This window comes from Haloarcula sp. CGMCC 1.2071, assembly GCF_037078445.1.
Lineage (GTDB): Archaea > Halobacteriota > Halobacteria > Halobacteriales > Haloarculaceae > Haloarcula > Haloarcula amylolytica.
Genome location: NZ_JAYMGY010000006.1, coordinates 100,350 through 116,670 on the forward strand (window position 1 = coordinate 100,350; position 16,321 = coordinate 116,670).

The 16,321-nt window shown below is 64.1% G+C and carries 13 protein-coding genes; 5 read left to right on the top strand and 8 right to left on the bottom strand.

Annotated elements, in window-relative coordinates; genetic code table 11:
• Nucleotides 1-107: 107 nt before the first annotated feature.
• Together VI234_RS13000 and VI234_RS13005 are read right to left on the bottom strand one after the other, a co-directional pair.
• Nucleotides 108-719 carry an ArsR/SmtB family transcription factor gene (locus VI234_RS13000; protein WP_008312215.1) on the bottom strand — a complete coding sequence of 204 codons (612 nt, stop codon included), beginning with the start codon at nt 717-719 and terminating at the stop codon, nt 108-110.
• A gap of 64 nt (nt 720-783) precedes the next feature.
• A complete protein-coding gene (locus VI234_RS13005) occupies nt 784-2,085 on the bottom strand; it encodes a S8 family serine peptidase (protein ID WP_336330245.1) in 1,302 nt (433 codons plus the stop codon).
• A gap of 800 nt (nt 2,086-2,885) precedes the next feature.
• Here VI234_RS13005 and VI234_RS13010 point away from each other — a divergent pair.
• Together VI234_RS13010 and VI234_RS13015 are read left to right on the top strand one after the other, a co-directional pair.
• Nucleotides 2,886-3,134 carry a hypothetical protein gene (locus VI234_RS13010; RefSeq protein WP_336330246.1) on the top strand — a complete coding sequence of 83 codons (249 nt, stop codon included), beginning with the start codon at nt 2,886-2,888 and terminating at the stop codon, nt 3,132-3,134.
• Between the two features lie 204 nt (nt 3,135-3,338).
• Entirely contained in the window at nt 3,339-4,070 is a 732-nt protein-coding gene (locus VI234_RS13015; protein WP_008312222.1) for a creatininase family protein, read from the top strand.
• Between the two features lie 239 nt (nt 4,071-4,309).
• On the opposite strand, the gene fdhF is transcribed toward VI234_RS13015, so the two are convergent.
• Together fdhF and VI234_RS13025 are read right to left on the bottom strand one after the other, a co-directional pair.
• Nucleotides 4,310-7,621 (bottom strand): formate dehydrogenase subunit alpha, encoded by a 3,312-nt coding sequence (fdhF, locus tag VI234_RS13020; protein WP_336330247.1) that lies wholly within the window; start codon nt 7,619-7,621, stop codon nt 4,310-4,312.
• Nucleotides 7,618-9,141 (bottom strand): NADH-ubiquinone oxidoreductase-F iron-sulfur binding region domain-containing protein, encoded by a 1,524-nt coding sequence (locus tag VI234_RS13025; RefSeq protein WP_336330248.1) that lies wholly within the window; start codon nt 9,139-9,141, stop codon nt 7,618-7,620. Before VI234_RS13025 ends, fdhF begins: the two co-directional genes overlap by 4 nt.
• 168 nt (nt 9,142-9,309) lie before the next feature.
• Here VI234_RS13025 and VI234_RS13030 point away from each other — a divergent pair, with 168 nt between their 5' ends.
• Nucleotides 9,310-9,579: a hypothetical protein gene (locus VI234_RS13030; RefSeq protein ID WP_008312227.1), complete on the top strand. Its 270-nt coding sequence runs from the start codon at nt 9,310-9,312 to the stop codon at nt 9,577-9,579.
• Between the two features lie 91 nt (nt 9,580-9,670).
• Here VI234_RS13030 and VI234_RS13035 read toward each other — a convergent pair whose 3' ends face one another.
• Both VI234_RS13035 and VI234_RS13040 read right to left on the bottom strand, forming a co-directional pair.
• Nucleotides 9,671-10,063, bottom strand: a complete 393-nt coding sequence (locus VI234_RS13035; RefSeq protein WP_008312229.1) for a Rid family detoxifying hydrolase — start codon at nt 10,061-10,063, stop codon at nt 9,671-9,673.
• Between the two features lie 90 nt (nt 10,064-10,153).
• On the bottom strand, nt 10,154-10,564 hold the full coding sequence (locus VI234_RS13040) for an EamA family transporter (protein ID WP_008312231.1): 411 nt from the start codon (nt 10,562-10,564) through the stop codon (nt 10,154-10,156).
• A 172-nt stretch (nt 10,565-10,736) separates the two neighbouring features.
• Here VI234_RS13040 and VI234_RS13045 point away from each other — a divergent pair, with 172 nt between their 5' ends.
• A complete protein-coding gene (locus VI234_RS13045) occupies nt 10,737-11,987 on the top strand; it encodes an NAD-binding protein (protein WP_336330249.1) in 1,251 nt (416 codons plus the stop codon).
• Nucleotides 11,988-12,089: 102 nt separating this feature from the next.
• On the top strand, nt 12,090-13,946 hold the full coding sequence (locus VI234_RS13050; protein ID WP_336330250.1) for a BCCT family transporter: 1,857 nt from the start codon (nt 12,090-12,092) through the stop codon (nt 13,944-13,946).
• 18 nt (nt 13,947-13,964) lie between these two features.
• Here the strand turns inward: VI234_RS13050 and VI234_RS13055 are convergent, their stop codons facing one another.
• Both VI234_RS13055 and VI234_RS13060 read right to left on the bottom strand, forming a co-directional pair.
• A complete protein-coding gene (locus VI234_RS13055; protein ID WP_008312236.1) occupies nt 13,965-14,537 on the bottom strand; it encodes an anthranilate synthase component II in 573 nt (190 codons plus the stop codon).
• Nucleotides 14,534-16,045, bottom strand: a complete 1,512-nt coding sequence (locus VI234_RS13060; protein ID WP_336330251.1) for an anthranilate synthase component I family protein — start codon at nt 16,043-16,045, stop codon at nt 14,534-14,536. The genes VI234_RS13055 and VI234_RS13060 overlap by 4 nt, the downstream gene beginning before the upstream one ends.
• Nucleotides 16,046-16,321: the final 276 nt, after the last annotated feature.

A 16,321-nucleotide genomic window follows, 5' to 3' on the forward strand; every position in this document is an offset into this window, starting at 1 on the left:
ATATAATTACAACTACAACGCCGGGAGCTGGCTCGGTGAGCTATTCGGCCCTGCGCGCTGACCGTCTACAACGGCCGTCTCGTTCTCGGAGCATAGTCTGTGCAACGTCAGTCCTCAGTCAGCAGCGCAGCCATACCGAGAACGGTGAGACAGAGACAGAAAAACAGCACCCCCGGCTCGACGACTTCGAAAACGAACCACGCGAGTGTGCTGGTTCCACTGACCGGTCCTGCCTGCGGACTTGCTGGGGCTAGAACGCCACTACTCCCGGCTGAGTCCGCCAGTTTCTCCGCGCCCCACTGGACGAAGAGGCTCGCGAAGCCGATGAGTCCCAGCCCAGTGACGACATCAGCCATCGACTGCTGGAGACGCGGCTCCAGGTCGCGGTCGCCGACGAGCACAATCGGATCGCTTGCGGGACCGTACACGGTCATCTCGTTGCCCTTCGAGGAGTAGACCGTCTCGACCGGTTCGATGAGCTCTGCGTCTTCGAGATTCGAGACGTGGTAGTGGACGTTCTGGACCGACGTGTCACACCGGTCCGCTATCTCGGACGGCGTTCCAGGCTTGTCGTACAGCGTGCGGAACAGCGACCGGCTGGTGTCCGATGCGAGCGCGTCGAGGACGTCGTCGGTTTCGTTCTCCGCAACACCGAGTACCCGCGGTGATTCGTCTGCTGTCCCGGTCCGCTCCTGTAACGTTTCGATAGGGCTCGACATGGGTCACTGTCGGATATATGATACGGCACTCCCCCAAAGGTCTGTGGCTGGGTTAAAACGAGTTTTAACCATCAGTACGGTTCTGTGCTGCCCGCACCGCGCGGACTGGCTCGACCGCCCCGTGGCCGGTTCCGTTGTCGAGTCCCGGTCGTCCCACGTCTCTCGTGGTCTGTTCCAGCAGGTGTTCGGTTTCGCGGGGGGACAGCGACCCGTTTGCGTCCAGTAGCAAGGCTGCGGTGCCACCGACGTAGGGGACTGCGGCCGAAGAGCCGACGAAGCCGTCAGGTGCTGCGGCGGCGAACTGTCTATCCGGGGCCACGACGTCGACGCCGACTCGGCTATCGACTGTCGGGCCTCGTGAACTGAACGGTTCGAGCTGGTCGATACGGCTGTTGTACGCCCCGACAGTGACGGCTTTCCGGGCCGTGCCCGGAGCCACAATGCTGTTCCGAGTCGTCGTGTGCTGGAGGTCGTGCGTCGGTGACACGAGCCGGAGCCGCGCGCCAGTCGGCGATGCTGGCCCTCGAACGACGAGATAGTAGTCGCCGGGTCTGACGTCGGCAACGATACGCTCGTTTGGTACATCGTCACCGCGGTAGGGCTGTGAGCGGGCGACGAGACGGGAGTCGGTTCCGTTCGTCCGATACAGTTCGACTGTGTACTCCTCGTCTGCGTGGCCTCGGTCCCACGAGAGCCAGACCGTGATTTCGGTCCCGCCTCGAACGTAATTCTCCCGACTCCCGTTGGTAAACGCGACTGTCCGATTCTGGACGGCCTCGGACGTGTACTGCCCCGACCAGTGGGACTGCGCGAGATTACCGGCTGGGGCGATGAACACTGACCCACTCTCCGTCGCTCGCGTCGCACTCCGGGCGACCGGTCCGGTTCCATCGCCTGGCTGCCCGTAGAACGAAACGGGTGCGACAATCACGTCGACGTCCGCTTGAACGAGCCAGTTGACTGCCTGTCGGTAACTGTCGACGCTATCGACCCGGGCGAGATAGAGGTCGGCGTCCGGTGCGGTCCGCGACACGACGGCGGCCGTCGCGGTTCCGTGTGCCTCCCGTGTGTCGTCTACGGACCCACCGCCGAAGCTCCGTGTTTCGGTGACCTGTCCGGCAATCGGTTCCGACTCCGTGTCGAATCCGGTCGGATCGACGATGCCGACCGAGACGTTCGAACCTGTGACCCCGGCCGTGTGGAGACGTGCGAACCGGCCGGCTGCTCCGTCCGACACCGATACTGATGCGGCATCGGCCCTATCCGGACGGGGGTCTGTTGGCCCTGCCACTGCGAGCATTGCGATGCTACCAGTGAGTGATACGATTGCGACGACGGCCAGTAGCAGAACAGTCCGATCACGCACTGCTGACCACCTGCCGCGATACGCCCGTCGGAATGTGGGGCGCCGGCCTCTCAGCGAACACTGCCCGGGAATCGAGTGCCGTACCGAGATGTCCGGCTACTCGGTGATACATATCGTAGAACACGTCGCCTCTAAAAAACGACGCGCGTACATTCACATAGCAACAGTATAACCGGCATACACGTCGTTTCATGGTTACTTTCGGTCTGTGGTGTGGGTCTCAACTGTAGTGCCAACGCACTGTTAATTGAGCAGTCGACAACGGGGAGGGCGGGGTGTGCCCGTTGCCGTGTGGACACCCGGACTGGGATGGATTCCGATTCGTGGAAACCGGCGGCATACGGGGAGGGCGCTGGCAGCCGGGAACCGTCTCAGGCGGTCGCCGGCGTTTGACCCGTCGGTCGGGAGCATACTAAAGCTACCAGAGACTAAAAACTGGTTTTAAACGTCGAGAGCTGTGGGTTGTAGACAACCCACACACCTTGGTACTCGCCGTCGACGGATTTGCACCGGACTGCGAGATGGAAGACAATTTTGGGTCGCCCATCGGATTCCGACTGGATGTTGCGCCCTGATATTGGCCTGCCGAGATTCAGGTGGGGCCGTTGGTTCTCGTTGTAACGTACCTCCTGGTAATTGTCGTCCTCTCCGGACTGGTGATCATCTCCCCCGGCGTATCGCCGCCGCCCGTCTTGGGAATGCTCTGAGGTGTCTTCCTCGTCGCACTCACGGTTGGTGCGCTCAGAATAGAGACCGTCTCACCGCGCTCTCTGCTCCCGCCTGTTCGCACACTGATTCCCGTGATCGGGGTGGTCATCGCGTTCTGGGGACTGTACAACCTCTGGCTCGTCGCCCTGTTCCATGCATCGATGAATCAGCCGCCGGTCGTCGTATCGATAAACATCCCGTCCGAGCTACATTTGGTCGCCAGTGTGATCGAGTATGCCGCCATCGTCTCGCTTGTCTACCTGACTGCTCGCGTGGTAGAACCTGCCGGGACACCGCTGATCTGGTCACGGCGGAACAACCCTGCCTCGACCGGGGACTGATACTGCCGGCTGTACGTCTGTGAAGAATCTCGCCACCTCGGGGTGGCGAATCTCTTGAAATAGGTACAGCCGGCAGTATGAGCAGTCGCTCCGCAGTTGAGGTGTGGTCCGGGCCGTACGTGTTCCATTTTGTGTAGATGGCAACCAACCGTAACAGGCGGAGAGAGACTGGGCTTTATTTCCGCTTCGTACAGAGACGTGACCATGGATCTACAGACGGAAACCTGGACTGATATGGCGGCTGTCGAGACGAGCCTGGCGCTGCTTCCCGTCGGGAGCACGGAGCAACACGGGCCACACGCGCCGCTCGGGACGGACACGCTCGACGCCGAGGCGGTCGCCGAACGCGGTGCCGAGCGGTACGACGACCCCGTCGTTGTCGCTCCGGCAGTCCCTGTCGGCGTCGCCGAGGAGCATCGGGCGTTCACCGGCACGCTGTGGACCTCCGAGTCGACGTTTCGGTCGTACGTCCGGGACATCGTCCAGAGCCTCGCGAGCCACGGCTGGGACCATGTGGTGCTGGTCAACGGCCACGGCGGCAACATCGACGCGTTGCGGGAAGTGTCCGGCACGATAACCCGCCACGACGAGGCCTTCGCCGTCCCGTTCACATGGTTCAACGCGGTCGGCGACCACAGCACCGATATGGGCCACGGTGGGCCGCTGGAAACCTCACTCCTCCAGCACACGAATACCGAAACAGTCCACGAGGACCGACTGGACGAGGCGGCGGCCGGTGGTAGCGACGGCTGGGGGGAGTGGCAAAGCGGCGTCAACCTCGCGTTCGATGCAGACGAGTTCACCGAAAACGGCGTCGTCGGTGACCCGCGCGAGGGGAGCGCCGAACGCGGGGAGACGCTGCTGGAGTTGGCGACCGATTCTCTCGTCGACCTCCTCGATGAGATCGCGGACCGACCGGCCGGACCGCGTGAGTGAGGACTGACAGCGACATCGGTAGCGCAGGCGTGGATAGACTAACTGTGAATATATCTGGACATTTCAAATCTATCTGTCGGACAAGTGTGTGTCAATCGGTTTAGTATGGAGAAGGAAATACGCAGAACTGACGTTTGGAACTAAATCAGACTTAAATATAGCCATATGTGTGAGAGCGGTCAGAATTTGTCCGGCACCATTGACGTTCCCGCGTATTGGCCGGAAGTGGATGCCCCGGTTCAGTCGTCGCCTGCCCCTCGCTTCCGGATCTGTTTCCCGCCGGCGTCTGGCGTCCGAAGCACCGCTTCGTCCGTTTCCGGACCCAGCACCTCCACGCGGACGCTCGACACTTTGTACTCGGGGATGCCGGCGGTCGGGTCGAACGTCTCGCCGGTGAGCTTGTTGACCGCGCCAGCTGCGAAGTGCATCGGGATGAACAGCGTCCCCGGGCCGACGCGCTCGGTCACCTGCGCCTTGACGACGATGTCGCCCCGGCGGGACTCGACGCGGACGTACTCGCCGTCACTGATGCCGAGTTTCTCGGCCGTCTCGGGATGCACCTCGACGAAGCTCTCGCCGACGTGGCTCATCAGCCCCTCGACGCGGCGGGTGATCTGACCCGTGTGCCAGTGATACAGCACCCGACCCGAAGTGAGCGTCAGCGGGTACTCCTCGTCGGGAATTTCGCCGGGGTGCCCGCCGTCGGCCGGAACGAAGCGGGCTTTGCCGTCCTCGAAATTGAAATTGCCGTCCTCGTAATCATAGAGATACGGCGTGCCCTCGTGGCCCTCGTCCCAGCAGGGCCACTGCAGGCCGTGTTCCTCGCCCGATTCGAGCCGGTCGTACGTGACGCCGCCGTAGATGGGCGCGAGCGAGTTGATTTCGTCCATGACCTCCCGCGGGTGGTCGTAGTCCCAGTCGTAGCCCAGCCGACGGGCCAGCGCCTGCGTGATTTCCCAGTCCTGGCGGGCCTTGCCCGGCGGCTCGGACGTGGGGCGGACCCGCTGGATGCGTCGCTCGGTGTTGGTGAACGTACCGTGTTTCTCCGGCGAGGTGGCCGCCGGCAGCACCACGTCGGCGTAGTCCGCCGTTTCGGTCATGAAGATGTCCTGGACGACGAGGAACTCCAGGTCTTCCAGGGCCTCGGCGGCGTGCTGGATGTCGGGCTCTGAGAGCGCCGGGTTCTCGCCGACGACGTACATGCCGCGGAGGTTCCCTGCGTGGGCCTCGGCGAGCATCTCTGGTACTTTGAGTCCGGGCTCCTTGGGCGGGCGCTCGCCCCACGCGTCGGCGAACTTCTCGCCGACCTCGTCGTCGGCTGGGTTCTGATAGCCCGGGAGACTCCCCGGAAGGGTCCCCATGTCGCCACCGCCGCCCTGAACGTTGTTCTGGCCGCGGAACGGCGAGAGGCCGGCTCCCGGCTTGCCGACCTGCCCGAGGACGAGCGCGAGGTCGGCCATCGCGATGAGGTTCTCCGTGCCGTGGCTCTGTTGGGTCATCCCCATCGCCCAGCCGAAGACGACGCTGTCGGCGTCGGCGAGTGTCTCGGCCGCCGAGGCGAGTTCCTCGGGTGACACGCCCGCCAGTTCCTCGACTTTTTCGGGCGTGAACGCCTGGACTTTCTCCTTGACTTCCTCGAAGTTCTTCGTGTTGCGCTCGATGAACTCCTCGTCGTGGAGGTCGTGTTCGATGATGTACCGCATCAGGCCGTTGAGCCAGGCCACGTCGTAGCCGGGGTTCGTGCGAGTGTACTGGTCGGCGTGTTCGGCGATGCCGATCTTCCGCGGGTCGAACACGACGAGGTCGGCCCCTTCCCGGACGTTCTGCTTGATGCGAGTGGCGAGCACCGGATGTGACTCCGTGGTGTTGGAACCGCTGATGAGGTAGGCGTCAGCCTCGCCGATGTCCTCGTTGATACGGTTGGTCATCGCGCCGTAGCCAAGCGTTTGCTGGAGCGCTGCGACCGTCGAGGAGTGGCATAGCCGGGCGCAGTTGTCGATGTTCTTCGTGCCCAGCACCTGCCGGGCGAACTTCTGGACGAGGTACGCTTCCTCGTTGCTGCCCTTCGAGGAAGCGAGACAGCCCAGCGAGTCGATGCCGTGCTGGTCCTGAATCTCGGAGAAGCGCTCGGCCACATAATCGAGCGCCTCGTCCCAACTCGTTGGTTCGAGTTCGCCGTCGTCGTTGCGGATGAGCGGCTCGGTGACCCGCTGTTTGCTGTTGGCGAACTCGTGGCCGAACTTCCCCTTGACGCAGGTCGAGAAGTTGTTCGCGGGCGCGTCGTCGGGGTCATCGACCGGGACGACGCCGAGTGAGTCGCCGTCCTTGCCCCACATCTCGAAGCGACAGCCGACGGCACAGAACCCGCAGGTCGTCTCCTGCTTGTCGATTTTCGAGAGGCGGTAGTCGCTGACCACGCTGGCGATGTCGAACAGCCGGCCCTCGGGCATCGTGTTCGCTGCGATACTCTCGGCGGTGTGTTCGCCGGCGAGGAACGCTTTCTTGCCGTAGTCCTTGGCGATGTCACCGGCCCGCCGTTTCGCCGCAGACGCGAACTTGGCCAGGCCCTTCTTCCCCTTCGGCGCTCTCGGGTCGCCGGGCTCGAACCCGCGGTTCGGAGCGGTGGTGTCGTCGATGGTCTCGACGTCCTCGTGCTCGATGACTTTCCCGATTGAGTTCCGTTGGGTAAAGCCCGGAAGCGGAAGCGTCGCCGCACCGCCGATCCCCTTCTCTGTCAGCGAGCCGGTGGGGCACACTGTCGCGCAGTGGCCACACGAGACACACTCCGAGTCGTGCATGGTTTCGGCGTCGGACTGGAAGCCGATACGGGTGTCCTCGCCGTGGCCCTCGATACGGAGGACACCCTCGACCTGAACGTCGTTGCAGGCGTCGACACAGCGGTTACAGAGGATGCACTTGTTGCGGTCTATCTGGATGAACGAGGAGGTGTCGTCGATGGGTTCGTACTGGTCGCGCTCGTCGAAGACGCCGTAGCGGGGGTGGTCGACGTCTTCGCTGATAGCGGCGTCTTGCAACTCACAGCGGCCGTTCCCGTTGCAGGTGGTACACCGGAGATTGTGGTTCGAGAGCACGAGGTCGAGATTGACGCTACGGGCCTCCTCGGCGTCGGGGGAGCCCGTCGAGACGGTGAGGCCGTCTTCGGCGGGGAACGAACACGACGGGACGAGGCCGTGTTCAGCCGTCTCGACCATGCAGGTGCGACACTCGCTGCGCGGGCCGATCTCGTCGCTGCAGTCCCCACCGCGGTCGTAGTAACACAGCGCCGGCACGTCGGCGTCGTCTTCGACGCCGTCCGCGCCGGGGTCGACGCTGACGACGTCGTCATCGAGGTCCTGTAGGGCGTCGATGATGGTCGACCCCGGACCGACGGTGACGGAGTGGCCGTCGACGGTGAGCGTCGTCGGGTCGTCCGTGTCGGTCCCCACGTCGGGGTCGTTGGCAGTTCCGGTCTCGAACTCGCGGGTGACTGCTGTCTCGGGCTGTGGGTCGTGTAGGTCTGGAACTCGTGGAATCGATTTGTCTGTGCTCATAGTTTCTCCGTGCAGGTGCCGCTGGGACAGTGGCCGTCCGTGTGGGCGCGGAACTCCGGCTCGAACTCGTCGATGGCGGTGGTCACCGGCCGCGGCGCGTGCGCACCGATCTGGCAGTTGCTGGACTGGCGCATCACACGGCCCAGTTCGCGTATCTTGTCGCTCTCGAACGAACCCTGGTAGATGTCGCGAAGGAGTTCAGCGAGCTGTTTTGTCCCCTCACGACCGGGGACACACCGGCCGCTGTTTTCCATCGACGCGAACCGGGCCCGTTTCCCGACCGTCTCGACGGCACAGCGGTCGGTGTCGAACAGTTCGACGACGCCGTCGGTCCCGAGGCCAGCGGCTCGAAGCGACTGGGCGGTCGGTGCCATGTCGAGGTTTCGAGTGATGCCACCGAGGACGCCGCCGACACAGGCCATCTTGCACGAGCCGTCCATCTCGACCGCCTCGCGGGCCGCCGTGAGGCTGCCGCTCGATCCGAGTTCGACCGTCGCCGGGTCCGGAACGTCGCCGGTGACGGTTACGATTCGCGTCCCCGGGTCCGCGGCGTCAGCATCGATGCTTTCTGGCTCGGCGACGGCCCGCTGGACCTGTGCGAACGTCCGCGGCGTGTGGATGACTGTTGGGCGACCGTACAGGCCGTGCTTGGCCGGTGAAGGCGGCTGGAGCCGCGGTTCGACGCGGTCAGCCCCCTCCAGTGCTTCGAGCGCCGCCGTGGGTTCGCCGGCGCGGAACTCGTCCGGACCGGCCACCAGTTGCGGCACGACGGGGAGTGTGTCGGTGGCCGCGTCGATTGCCTCTCGGAGGTGCGCCTGTAAACCCGTCTGTGATTCGTTGATGTAGATGACAGCGTCCTCGGCGTCCACGTACCCGGCGACCGCCGCAATCCCGTCGAGGACTGCCATCGGTGCTCCGGACAGGAGTGTTTCGTCGCCTGTCGGGAGGGTGCTGGCGTCGTTGGCGTTGCAGACGACCACCGGGTCGCCGTCGGTCGCTCTGACCGTTTCCCACACGTCGGTGATTGGCTCGTCGGCGGCCGCGTCCCCGCGGCCCCGACCCAGCAGCCCGGCTTCCGCCGCAACGTCGGCGGTCCGCTCAGTCGAGACAAACGACCAGTCGGCCGCGTCCAGCGGGGCGACCCAGCCACAGGGACCCAGCACCGACCGTCGGCCGACCGAGAGCGGGCCGCGCTCCGGGACGGGAAGCGACGCCGTCTCAGGGTCGTGCTCGACGACGGCGTCCGCGTCGGCTGTCAGTACTGTCCCCGCTTCGAGTTCGTCGACGAGGTCACGAACGGTCCCCGGTGACGGGTCGCCGTAGAACGCTGTCCGTCCGCCACTCGTGACCATTACCAGCGGCGTGGCCGCTGTGATGCCCGTCGGCCCCGTCCTGACGACCGGGACCGAGTCCGCCGCTGTCCGTGCCGCGGAGCGGACCCGGTCCCCGCTCTGTGACCCGCCATCCGTCGACACGCGGACGACGGTCGTATGAGCGAAGGCCGTGGTTTCCTGTGTCATACTCTGTGCGTCGTGCTGAACGATTAAAAACCCCGGCCGAGCGGTCCCGGTCGCAGTGGAGCCATCTATCCCCACAACATATCACTTGCGTATACACTGATCGGACAGCGCTGGCCGGGTCGTTCCGTCGAAACAATGAGGCAGCGGGACCTTACCCCAATCGAAACGATGAATCCACGATTCGAGGAAGTCAAAACGGAGGCGTCAGCCGCGATAACCGAATCCGACCTGCGCTCGGTGTACACTGGCATCATCCACGAGGACGGCCGCCACGAGTACTACTTCGGTAACGACACCGAAGAGGCGGCCGAACTCCGCGAGGCAGCGGCGATACAGCTCGGGATGTTGCTTCGCGTCCTCGCGGACCGCTCGGACAGTAGCGTCGGGGAACTGACGACCCTCGCCGCTGAGCGAGCCGAACAGATGGAACTGCGGTAGAGAACGGAGCGGCCGTACTCGCTATAGTAACAATTGAAACGATTTACACACTGATCGCACTGCAGTCGTGCGATCAGGTGTGCATTGATTTTCAATGGCTACTATAGTCGGCGGTGGCGATGGCTTCGATTTCGACCGCTGCGCCCTTCGGCACCGCACCCACGCCAACGGCGCTCCGTGCCGGCGGGTCCGACTCGAAGAACTCGCTGTAGGCCTCGTTGAACACGTCGAAGTCGTCGATGTCGTCGAGATAGACCGTCGTCTTGAGCACGTCATCCAGCGAAAGGTCCTCTGCCGCAAGAATCGCCTCGACGTTACGGAGACACTGCCGCGTCTGGTCGGCGACTGGCTCGTCGTCGAGGAGTTCGCCGTCTGTCGTTAGCGGAAGCTGCCCGGCAGTGATGAGGAGGTCGCCGTTCGACGCTGCCTGACTGTACGCGCCGACCGCGGCCGGTGCCTCGTCGGTGCTGATTACGCGCTTCATACCCAACCCTACCTGACCTCGTTGCATAAATCCCGCCCGTGTCGGGTCGCACTCGCACAACGTTCTCGGGAGCTTACCAGTTGTGTCCAGTCATTGATTGATGACGACAATCGCGGTCAGCGCCAGTCCGATGCCCGCGGCTTTCGTCAGCGTCATCGACTCCCCGAACGCGATGACGCCGATGACTGCGGCGGTGATGAAGTACATCCCACCGATGGTGGAGACCACCGACGTCGACCCGACGGTTACGCCGACGAACGTCGAAACCACGCCGACGGCTGCCGCGACGCCGGCCGCGCCCGCGAACAGCAAGCCTCGGTTCGTGACGACCAGTGACGCGTCGGAGACAGCGACGTACATGCCGGTGACGACAGTTGCGGCCGCATACGACACGAACGCCGCAGTCTCCGGGTCCATCGTACTCGACGCGACGTTGCCGAACGCTATCCAGAACCCCCAGGCTATCATCGTCCCCAGTCCGAACAGGACGGCGGCGTTCATCTGTCCGGCCTCCGCGTGAGTCGGTTCCAACTCCCTCCAAGCGCTCCTGGCGAACAGCGACATCTGTACTCGTGCAATCGACGCATTGATAAGATCGTACGGGGCCCGCTGTCTTGAGTGCGGTGTCCGCTCGCCGCGTGTTTTTTATATCGACTCCGACAACAGTGTGTCAATGGCTAACGTCCCGGAAGACTCCTCGGACCGGACACTGGAGGACGTGTTCTATCCGGCCGACAGGGTTCCGTTCGTGGAGTGGGACGAGCTATCCGGCGCGAAGCCGACGGTCGTTCTGACCGGTGTGGTAACGCTCCTGGCGTTCGTGACCGGACTTTCGAATCTCAGTCAGGCGTCGCTTGCGCTCAATGGCCCGCTGACCGCAGTCGTCGACCTTCCGTTACCCTTCGTCAGGTTCGGTGGGGTGTTGTTCGCGTTCATCCTCGGCGTCGTGACGGTCGGGCTCCAGCGACGCAAGCGACTCGCCTGGCGCGTCGCGGCTGTCGTGTTTCTCGGTCTGGTGCTCTTGCCGCTTGCCACGTTTCAGCCCACGGACATCCCCCTACTGGTGATGACGCTGGGCACGTACCCGTTGCTGGTCCGGAACCGCCACCGCTTCGACCAGTCGCTCGACCTCTCGCCGATTCAGATCGCGTCGCTGTCGGCGATTTTCGGGGTTATTCTCTACGGGACTGTGGGCGCGTACGGACTTCGCGCCCAGTTTCTCGAACTCGACAGTTGGAGCGATGCCGTCTACTACGTCGTGGTCACCATCGCGACGGTCGGCTACGGCGATATCACACCCGTGACAGCGGAAGCACGGTGGTTTTCGCTCTCGATCATCCTGTTCGGGACCGGTGCGTTCACCGTCGCCGTGGGCGCGCTCATCGGGCCGGCTATCGAGTCCAGAATGGCGACAGCGTTCGGAGTCATGACAGCATCAGAACTCACACTTCTCGAGGACCATATCGTGGTTCTGGGGTACGGAGACGTTACGGCATCGCTGCTCGATGAACTAGGCGACGAGACGGAAGTCGTCGTCGTCACGCCCGACGAAGAAACGGTGGCGTCGCTGCAGGGCGAGGGCGTGAATCTGCTCACCGGTGACCCCACCGACGAGGATGTCCTCAGGGACGCACGCGTCGGGTCGGCAAGCGGCGTTGTAGTGGGGAGTAACGACGACGCACGCGATGTGCTCGCGGTCATCGCGACGAAAAACGTCAATCCGGACATCAGGACAGTCGCGGCGGCGACCGCCGAGAAACACGTCGAGAAGTTCCGCGCTGTCGGGGCGGACGAAGTCATCAATCCCCGCTCTATCGGCGGGCGGCTCTTGGGCCAATCGGTACTGGGCCGTGGGTCGAGCGAAGCACTGCTGGACGGAATCGGGACAGGCGGCGACGGGACCGAAACCGACGCCCCGAAGTAAACTGTCCTGGAGCCTGCCACTGACAGGATCGACACGCTCCGACTCCAGGTTGAAGCGCGCTCTGGGATAGTAATATATGTATTCGATACTGAATATCAGGGTATGGCCACCTCGGACGCCAGTGGCATTGCGGAGATCGTCGGCCGAGTACTGGTGCCACTGTGTGCCGCGTCCGGGGCGCTCGTGCTCGCGGGGTTCTTCTTTCCGACGCTCGTCGGCGAAGCCGTGACCGGCCCGGCGTGGCTGACTATCGCCCTCGTGTTTTTCAGCTCTGGACTGTGTTACATCGCGCTGCTTCCGTACTCCGAAGACGACACCGCGCCGGCCGCGGCCGATGTCCTCCTTCGGGTCCGTAGGACCGATGTCCGGCAGGCCGTCCGCGAGTTTCTCACACAGCACGAGCCAGCGATCCTCACGTTCCCGGTGCTCGTGTTCGCCGCGTTCTTCGGGCTCCAGGCGGCATACCCGACACGGACGACCAATGCCGTTGACGCGGCAGCAGCCACGGTGCTGCGTGGTGGTGGCCCGCTGTTTCTCGCCGCCGTCTTCCTCTCCGTCTGTTACTGCCTGTTCTTGCTGGTGGGTCCCTGGGGCGACATTAAGCTGGGCGGTCCGGATACGGAGCCAAGCTACACCTATCCGACGTACTTCACGCTCGTGTTCACGGCCGGTATCGCGGCCGGACTGGTGTTCTGGGGCCCGACAGAAGCCCTGTTTCACTTCGAGCAGCCGCCCCCCTACGTCGGTGTAGCGGCTCAATCACCGGAAGCTATCAACGGCGCGCTGCTGTACACCCTCTTCCACTGGGGCGTCTCGGCCTGGAGCGCCTACGCCGTCATCGGTGTCCCGATAGCGTACTTCGCGTTCACCCGGGGTGCACCGCTTCGCGTCTCGACGGTGCTAGCGCCGATTCTCGGCGCTGAGGGGCTAGATTCGGTGTGGGCCAAACTCGTCGACACGCTGGCCGTCTTCGCCACTATCGGCGGCATCGCCACTTCAGTCGCGCTCGTGAGTGAGCAGTTCCTCGCCGGTATCAACTACCAGTGGGACGTGGCAGCCGGTGATGTTGGGCCGGTCCTGTTCGTCGGTGGATTGACGCTGATATTCGTCGTCTCCAGCGTGACCGGAATCCACCGCGGCATCCGCCGTATCGCCGGTCTCAACATCGTCCTGTTCGGCCTGTTCGCGCTCCTCATCGTCGCCGTCGGTCCGCGGTCGTTCATTCTCCAGCGAGGAACGCAGGCGCTCGGGACCTACGTGGTGGCGTTCGTGCCGTTGAGTCTCCACACGGGCGGGCAGTGGGTCACGGAGTGGACCGTCTGGAACTGGTCGTGGTGGTTCTCCTGGGCTCCCTTCGCGGGGCTGTTCGTCGCCGCCCTCTCCCGCGGTCGTCGGGTCAGGACCGTCGTGTTCACGAGCGTCGTCGCAACCTCGGCGGCGACGATGGTCTGGTTCCTGCTACTCGGTGGTACGTCGCTGTTCATCCAGCAGACGGGCCGGGCCGATATCCTCGCCGCTATCGCACAACGAGGGGGTTCGGAGGCTATCGCCGGGTTCCCGCTGTTCGCGTCGCTGCCACTGGGACAGCTCCTGATGTTCCTGTTTCTCGCGCTTATCATCGTGTTCATGACCACTTCGGCGGACACCTCGACGCTCGTCGTCTCGGTTCTGGCGACGCGCCGGGGACTCGCACCGTCGACGACGCACATCGCCTTCTGGGGCGTCTTCCAGGGTGCGGTCGCCGTTTCGGTGTTGTTACTGGGGGGCGCTGAGACGCTACAGGCGCTGGCTGTTCTGACCGGCGGGCCGTTCGCCGTGATATCGCTCGTGGCGGCTGGCGGGCTGACCGTGACATGGTACAGGGACGAACAGGGACACACCTCCCTCCTCAGACGTGCCGTCAGGAAGCTGCCGGACATCCAGACACACCACGACGTGGACCCACCAGAAGAGAAGTGACCCCGTCTGCTACCGGGTTCAGGCCTCGGCGATCCCGGTACAGAAGTTCTCGACGATCTGTTTCCCGGCGTCAGTCAAGATGCTTTCCGGGTGGAACTGGACGCCGATGTGTGGTTTCTCGGCGTGCTGGACGCCCATCACGATGCCCTGCTCGTCGTTCGTGTGGGCTGTTTCCTCGAGCGTGTCCGGTAGTTCCGTGGCCTCGACAGCCAGCGAGTGATACCGCCCGACTTCGAAGGGGTCGTCGACCCCGTCGTACAGCCCCGTCCCGTCGTGGTGGACTTCCGAGGATTTCCCGTGGACCACGTCCGGTGCATGGCCGACGGGGGTTCCGTGGGCCGCACAGAGCGCCTGGTGGCCCAGACAGACGCCGAGCGCAGGGTACTCCGTCTCGGCGAAAACGTCGATTGACACGCCGGCATCCGCCGGCGTCCCGGGGCCCGGCGAGACGACGACGCCGTCCGGGTCGAGGTCGCGGATGCCGTCCACGTCGATAGCGTCGTTCCGGCGGACGGTGACAGCGTCGAACTCGCCGACGTACTGGACCAGATTGTAGGCGAAGGAGTCGTAGTTGTCGATGATGAGTATCATCGCATCCCCTCCATCGGTTCGGTCCCGGATTCGACCGCGAACGACCCCTGTTCGCCGAGCGCCTCGTCGACAGCGGTGACGAGCGCACGGGCCTTATCCAGCGTCTCTTGGTACTCCGCTTCCGGGACGGAGTCGTGCACGATGCCGCTTCCGACCCGAAGCCGATATTCGCCATCGTAGTGAACCAGCGTCCTGATGGTGATGTTCAGCGTGGCTCGCTCGTCGAAACCGAACATCCCGATACTACCGGTGTACGGCCCCCGGCGCGTCGTCTCCACCTCGTCGATAATCTCCATCGTCCGGGGTTTGGGTGCGCCGGTGATAGTTCCGCCGGGGAACACCGCAGCGACCGCGTCAGCGATGCTCACGTCGTCGCGCAACTCCCCTTCGATGAGAGAGACGAGGTGCATCACTTCGGAGTACCGGTCGACGCGGCGGTACTCGGCGACGTCGACGGACCCGTACTCGCTGACCTTGCCGAGGTCGTTGCGTTCGAGGTCGACCAGCATCGCGTGTTCGGCCCGCTCCTTCTCGTCGCTATAGAGGTCTGCCTCTAGTTCCTCGTCCTCTACCGGCGTCTCGCCTCTGGGGCGCGTTCCGGCAATCGGTTCCGTGAGCAACTGGTCGCCATCGACGTCCAGCAACAGCTCCGGGCTGGCGCTAACGAGGTCGACGCCGGGGAACTCGAGCAGTGCCGAGTACGGGGCCGGGTTCACCCGGCGGACGGCGTCGAAGGTGTCGACCGGGTGGACGGCCGCCGGGGCGGTCAGCCGGTGTGACACGTTCGTCTGGAACGTGTCGCCGTCCCTGACGTACTGTTTTATCTGTCGGACGCGGTCGGCAAACGCCGCCTCGCCGCACTCGCTCTCGAAGGTGGCCTGACTCGCCGCGGTCGGCTGGGCCCGGACGTGTGTCTCACCGCGGATGGCGTCCTCGGCCAGTTCGCGGGCCATCTCACGGCCGCGGCCGTATGCCGCTCCAGGAGACCCGTCGACGATGGGACACGCTGTTACGTGTAGTTCCACCTCCCCGTCGTGTGGCTCCTCCCACGCGGCGACGCAGTCGAAGACGCCTAACTGGAGCCGTGGGAGGCCGTCCGAAACGGTCGTCTCCGGGATATCTTCGAGCTCCCGCGCCACGTCGTACGACAGCCAGCCGAACGCGCCACACGGGTACGGAACCGTACAGTCACCCCGCACCAGGTGTTCGCGGTCGAGTAGCTCGTCGATGGCCTCGATACTCGGACTCCCGCCGTCCTGTGCGGGCGTTGCCCCCGCAGAGACTTCGATTTGCTCGACCGGGTTGACGCCGAAGTACCCCCAGCCCGACTGCCCGCCGGTCGTTTCGAGATAGAAGCCGTCTGCGTTCCCGTCCCGTACACGGCGATACGCCTCGAACGGGTCAGGGACTGTGACGCGTGCTTCGACCGGCACGCGAGCGCAGTCCGCTGCGGTCCTCGCGGTTTCGATGAACGATTCTCTGTCGGTGCTGATCCGAATCTCACTCATAGTGCAGTTGCTCCCGGACGAGAGGCTCATGCCTCCCGGTATGGTTGTGTAGACCAACCACGGGTTCGGACAAAAACCTTCGGTCCCCCGACCTCTGTCGGAAATACTGTCGATTTGTCGACCGCTTGTGGTGGCTCACTGGACGAATAGCCGTCGGGACTTCAACGGTTGGACTATTCCGCATCTCCCACTATACCCGCAGGGTTTGAGACGGGTATCGAACGCTTGCCCGGCCCCGGCAGCCGACCGTCCAGCAGCGGTTCCCACTCCGGACAC

Bases quoted from the DNA above. Each gene is read 5' to 3' on its own strand.
- VI234_RS13000 (WP_008312215.1), bottom strand. From the start codon at position 719: ATGTCGAGCCCTATCGAAACGTTACAGGAGCGGACCGGGACAGCAGAC.
- VI234_RS13015 (WP_008312222.1), top strand. From the start codon at position 3,339: ATGGATCTACAGACGGAAACCTGGACTGATATGGCGGCTGTCGAGACG.
- fdhF (WP_336330247.1), bottom strand. From the start codon at position 7,621: ATGAGCACAGACAAATCGATTCCACGAGTTCCAGACCTACACGACCCA.
- VI234_RS13025 (WP_336330248.1), bottom strand. From the start codon at position 9,141: ATGACACAGGAAACCACGGCCTTCGCTCATACGACCGTCGTCCGCGTG.
- VI234_RS13030 (WP_008312227.1), top strand. From the start codon at position 9,310: ATGAATCCACGATTCGAGGAAGTCAAAACGGAGGCGTCAGCCGCGATA.
- VI234_RS13035 (WP_008312229.1), bottom strand. From the start codon at position 10,063: ATGAAGCGCGTAATCAGCACCGACGAGGCACCGGCCGCGGTCGGCGCG.
- VI234_RS13040 (WP_008312231.1), bottom strand. From the start codon at position 10,564: ATGAACGCCGCCGTCCTGTTCGGACTGGGGACGATGATAGCCTGGGGG.
- VI234_RS13045 (WP_336330249.1), top strand. From the start codon at position 10,737: ATGGCTAACGTCCCGGAAGACTCCTCGGACCGGACACTGGAGGACGTG.
- VI234_RS13050 (WP_336330250.1), top strand. From the start codon at position 12,090: ATGGCCACCTCGGACGCCAGTGGCATTGCGGAGATCGTCGGCCGAGTA.
- VI234_RS13055 (WP_008312236.1), bottom strand. From the start codon at position 14,537: ATGATACTCATCATCGACAACTACGACTCCTTCGCCTACAATCTGGTC.
- VI234_RS13060 (WP_336330251.1), bottom strand. From the start codon at position 16,045: ATGAGTGAGATTCGGATCAGCACCGACAGAGAATCGTTCATCGAAACC.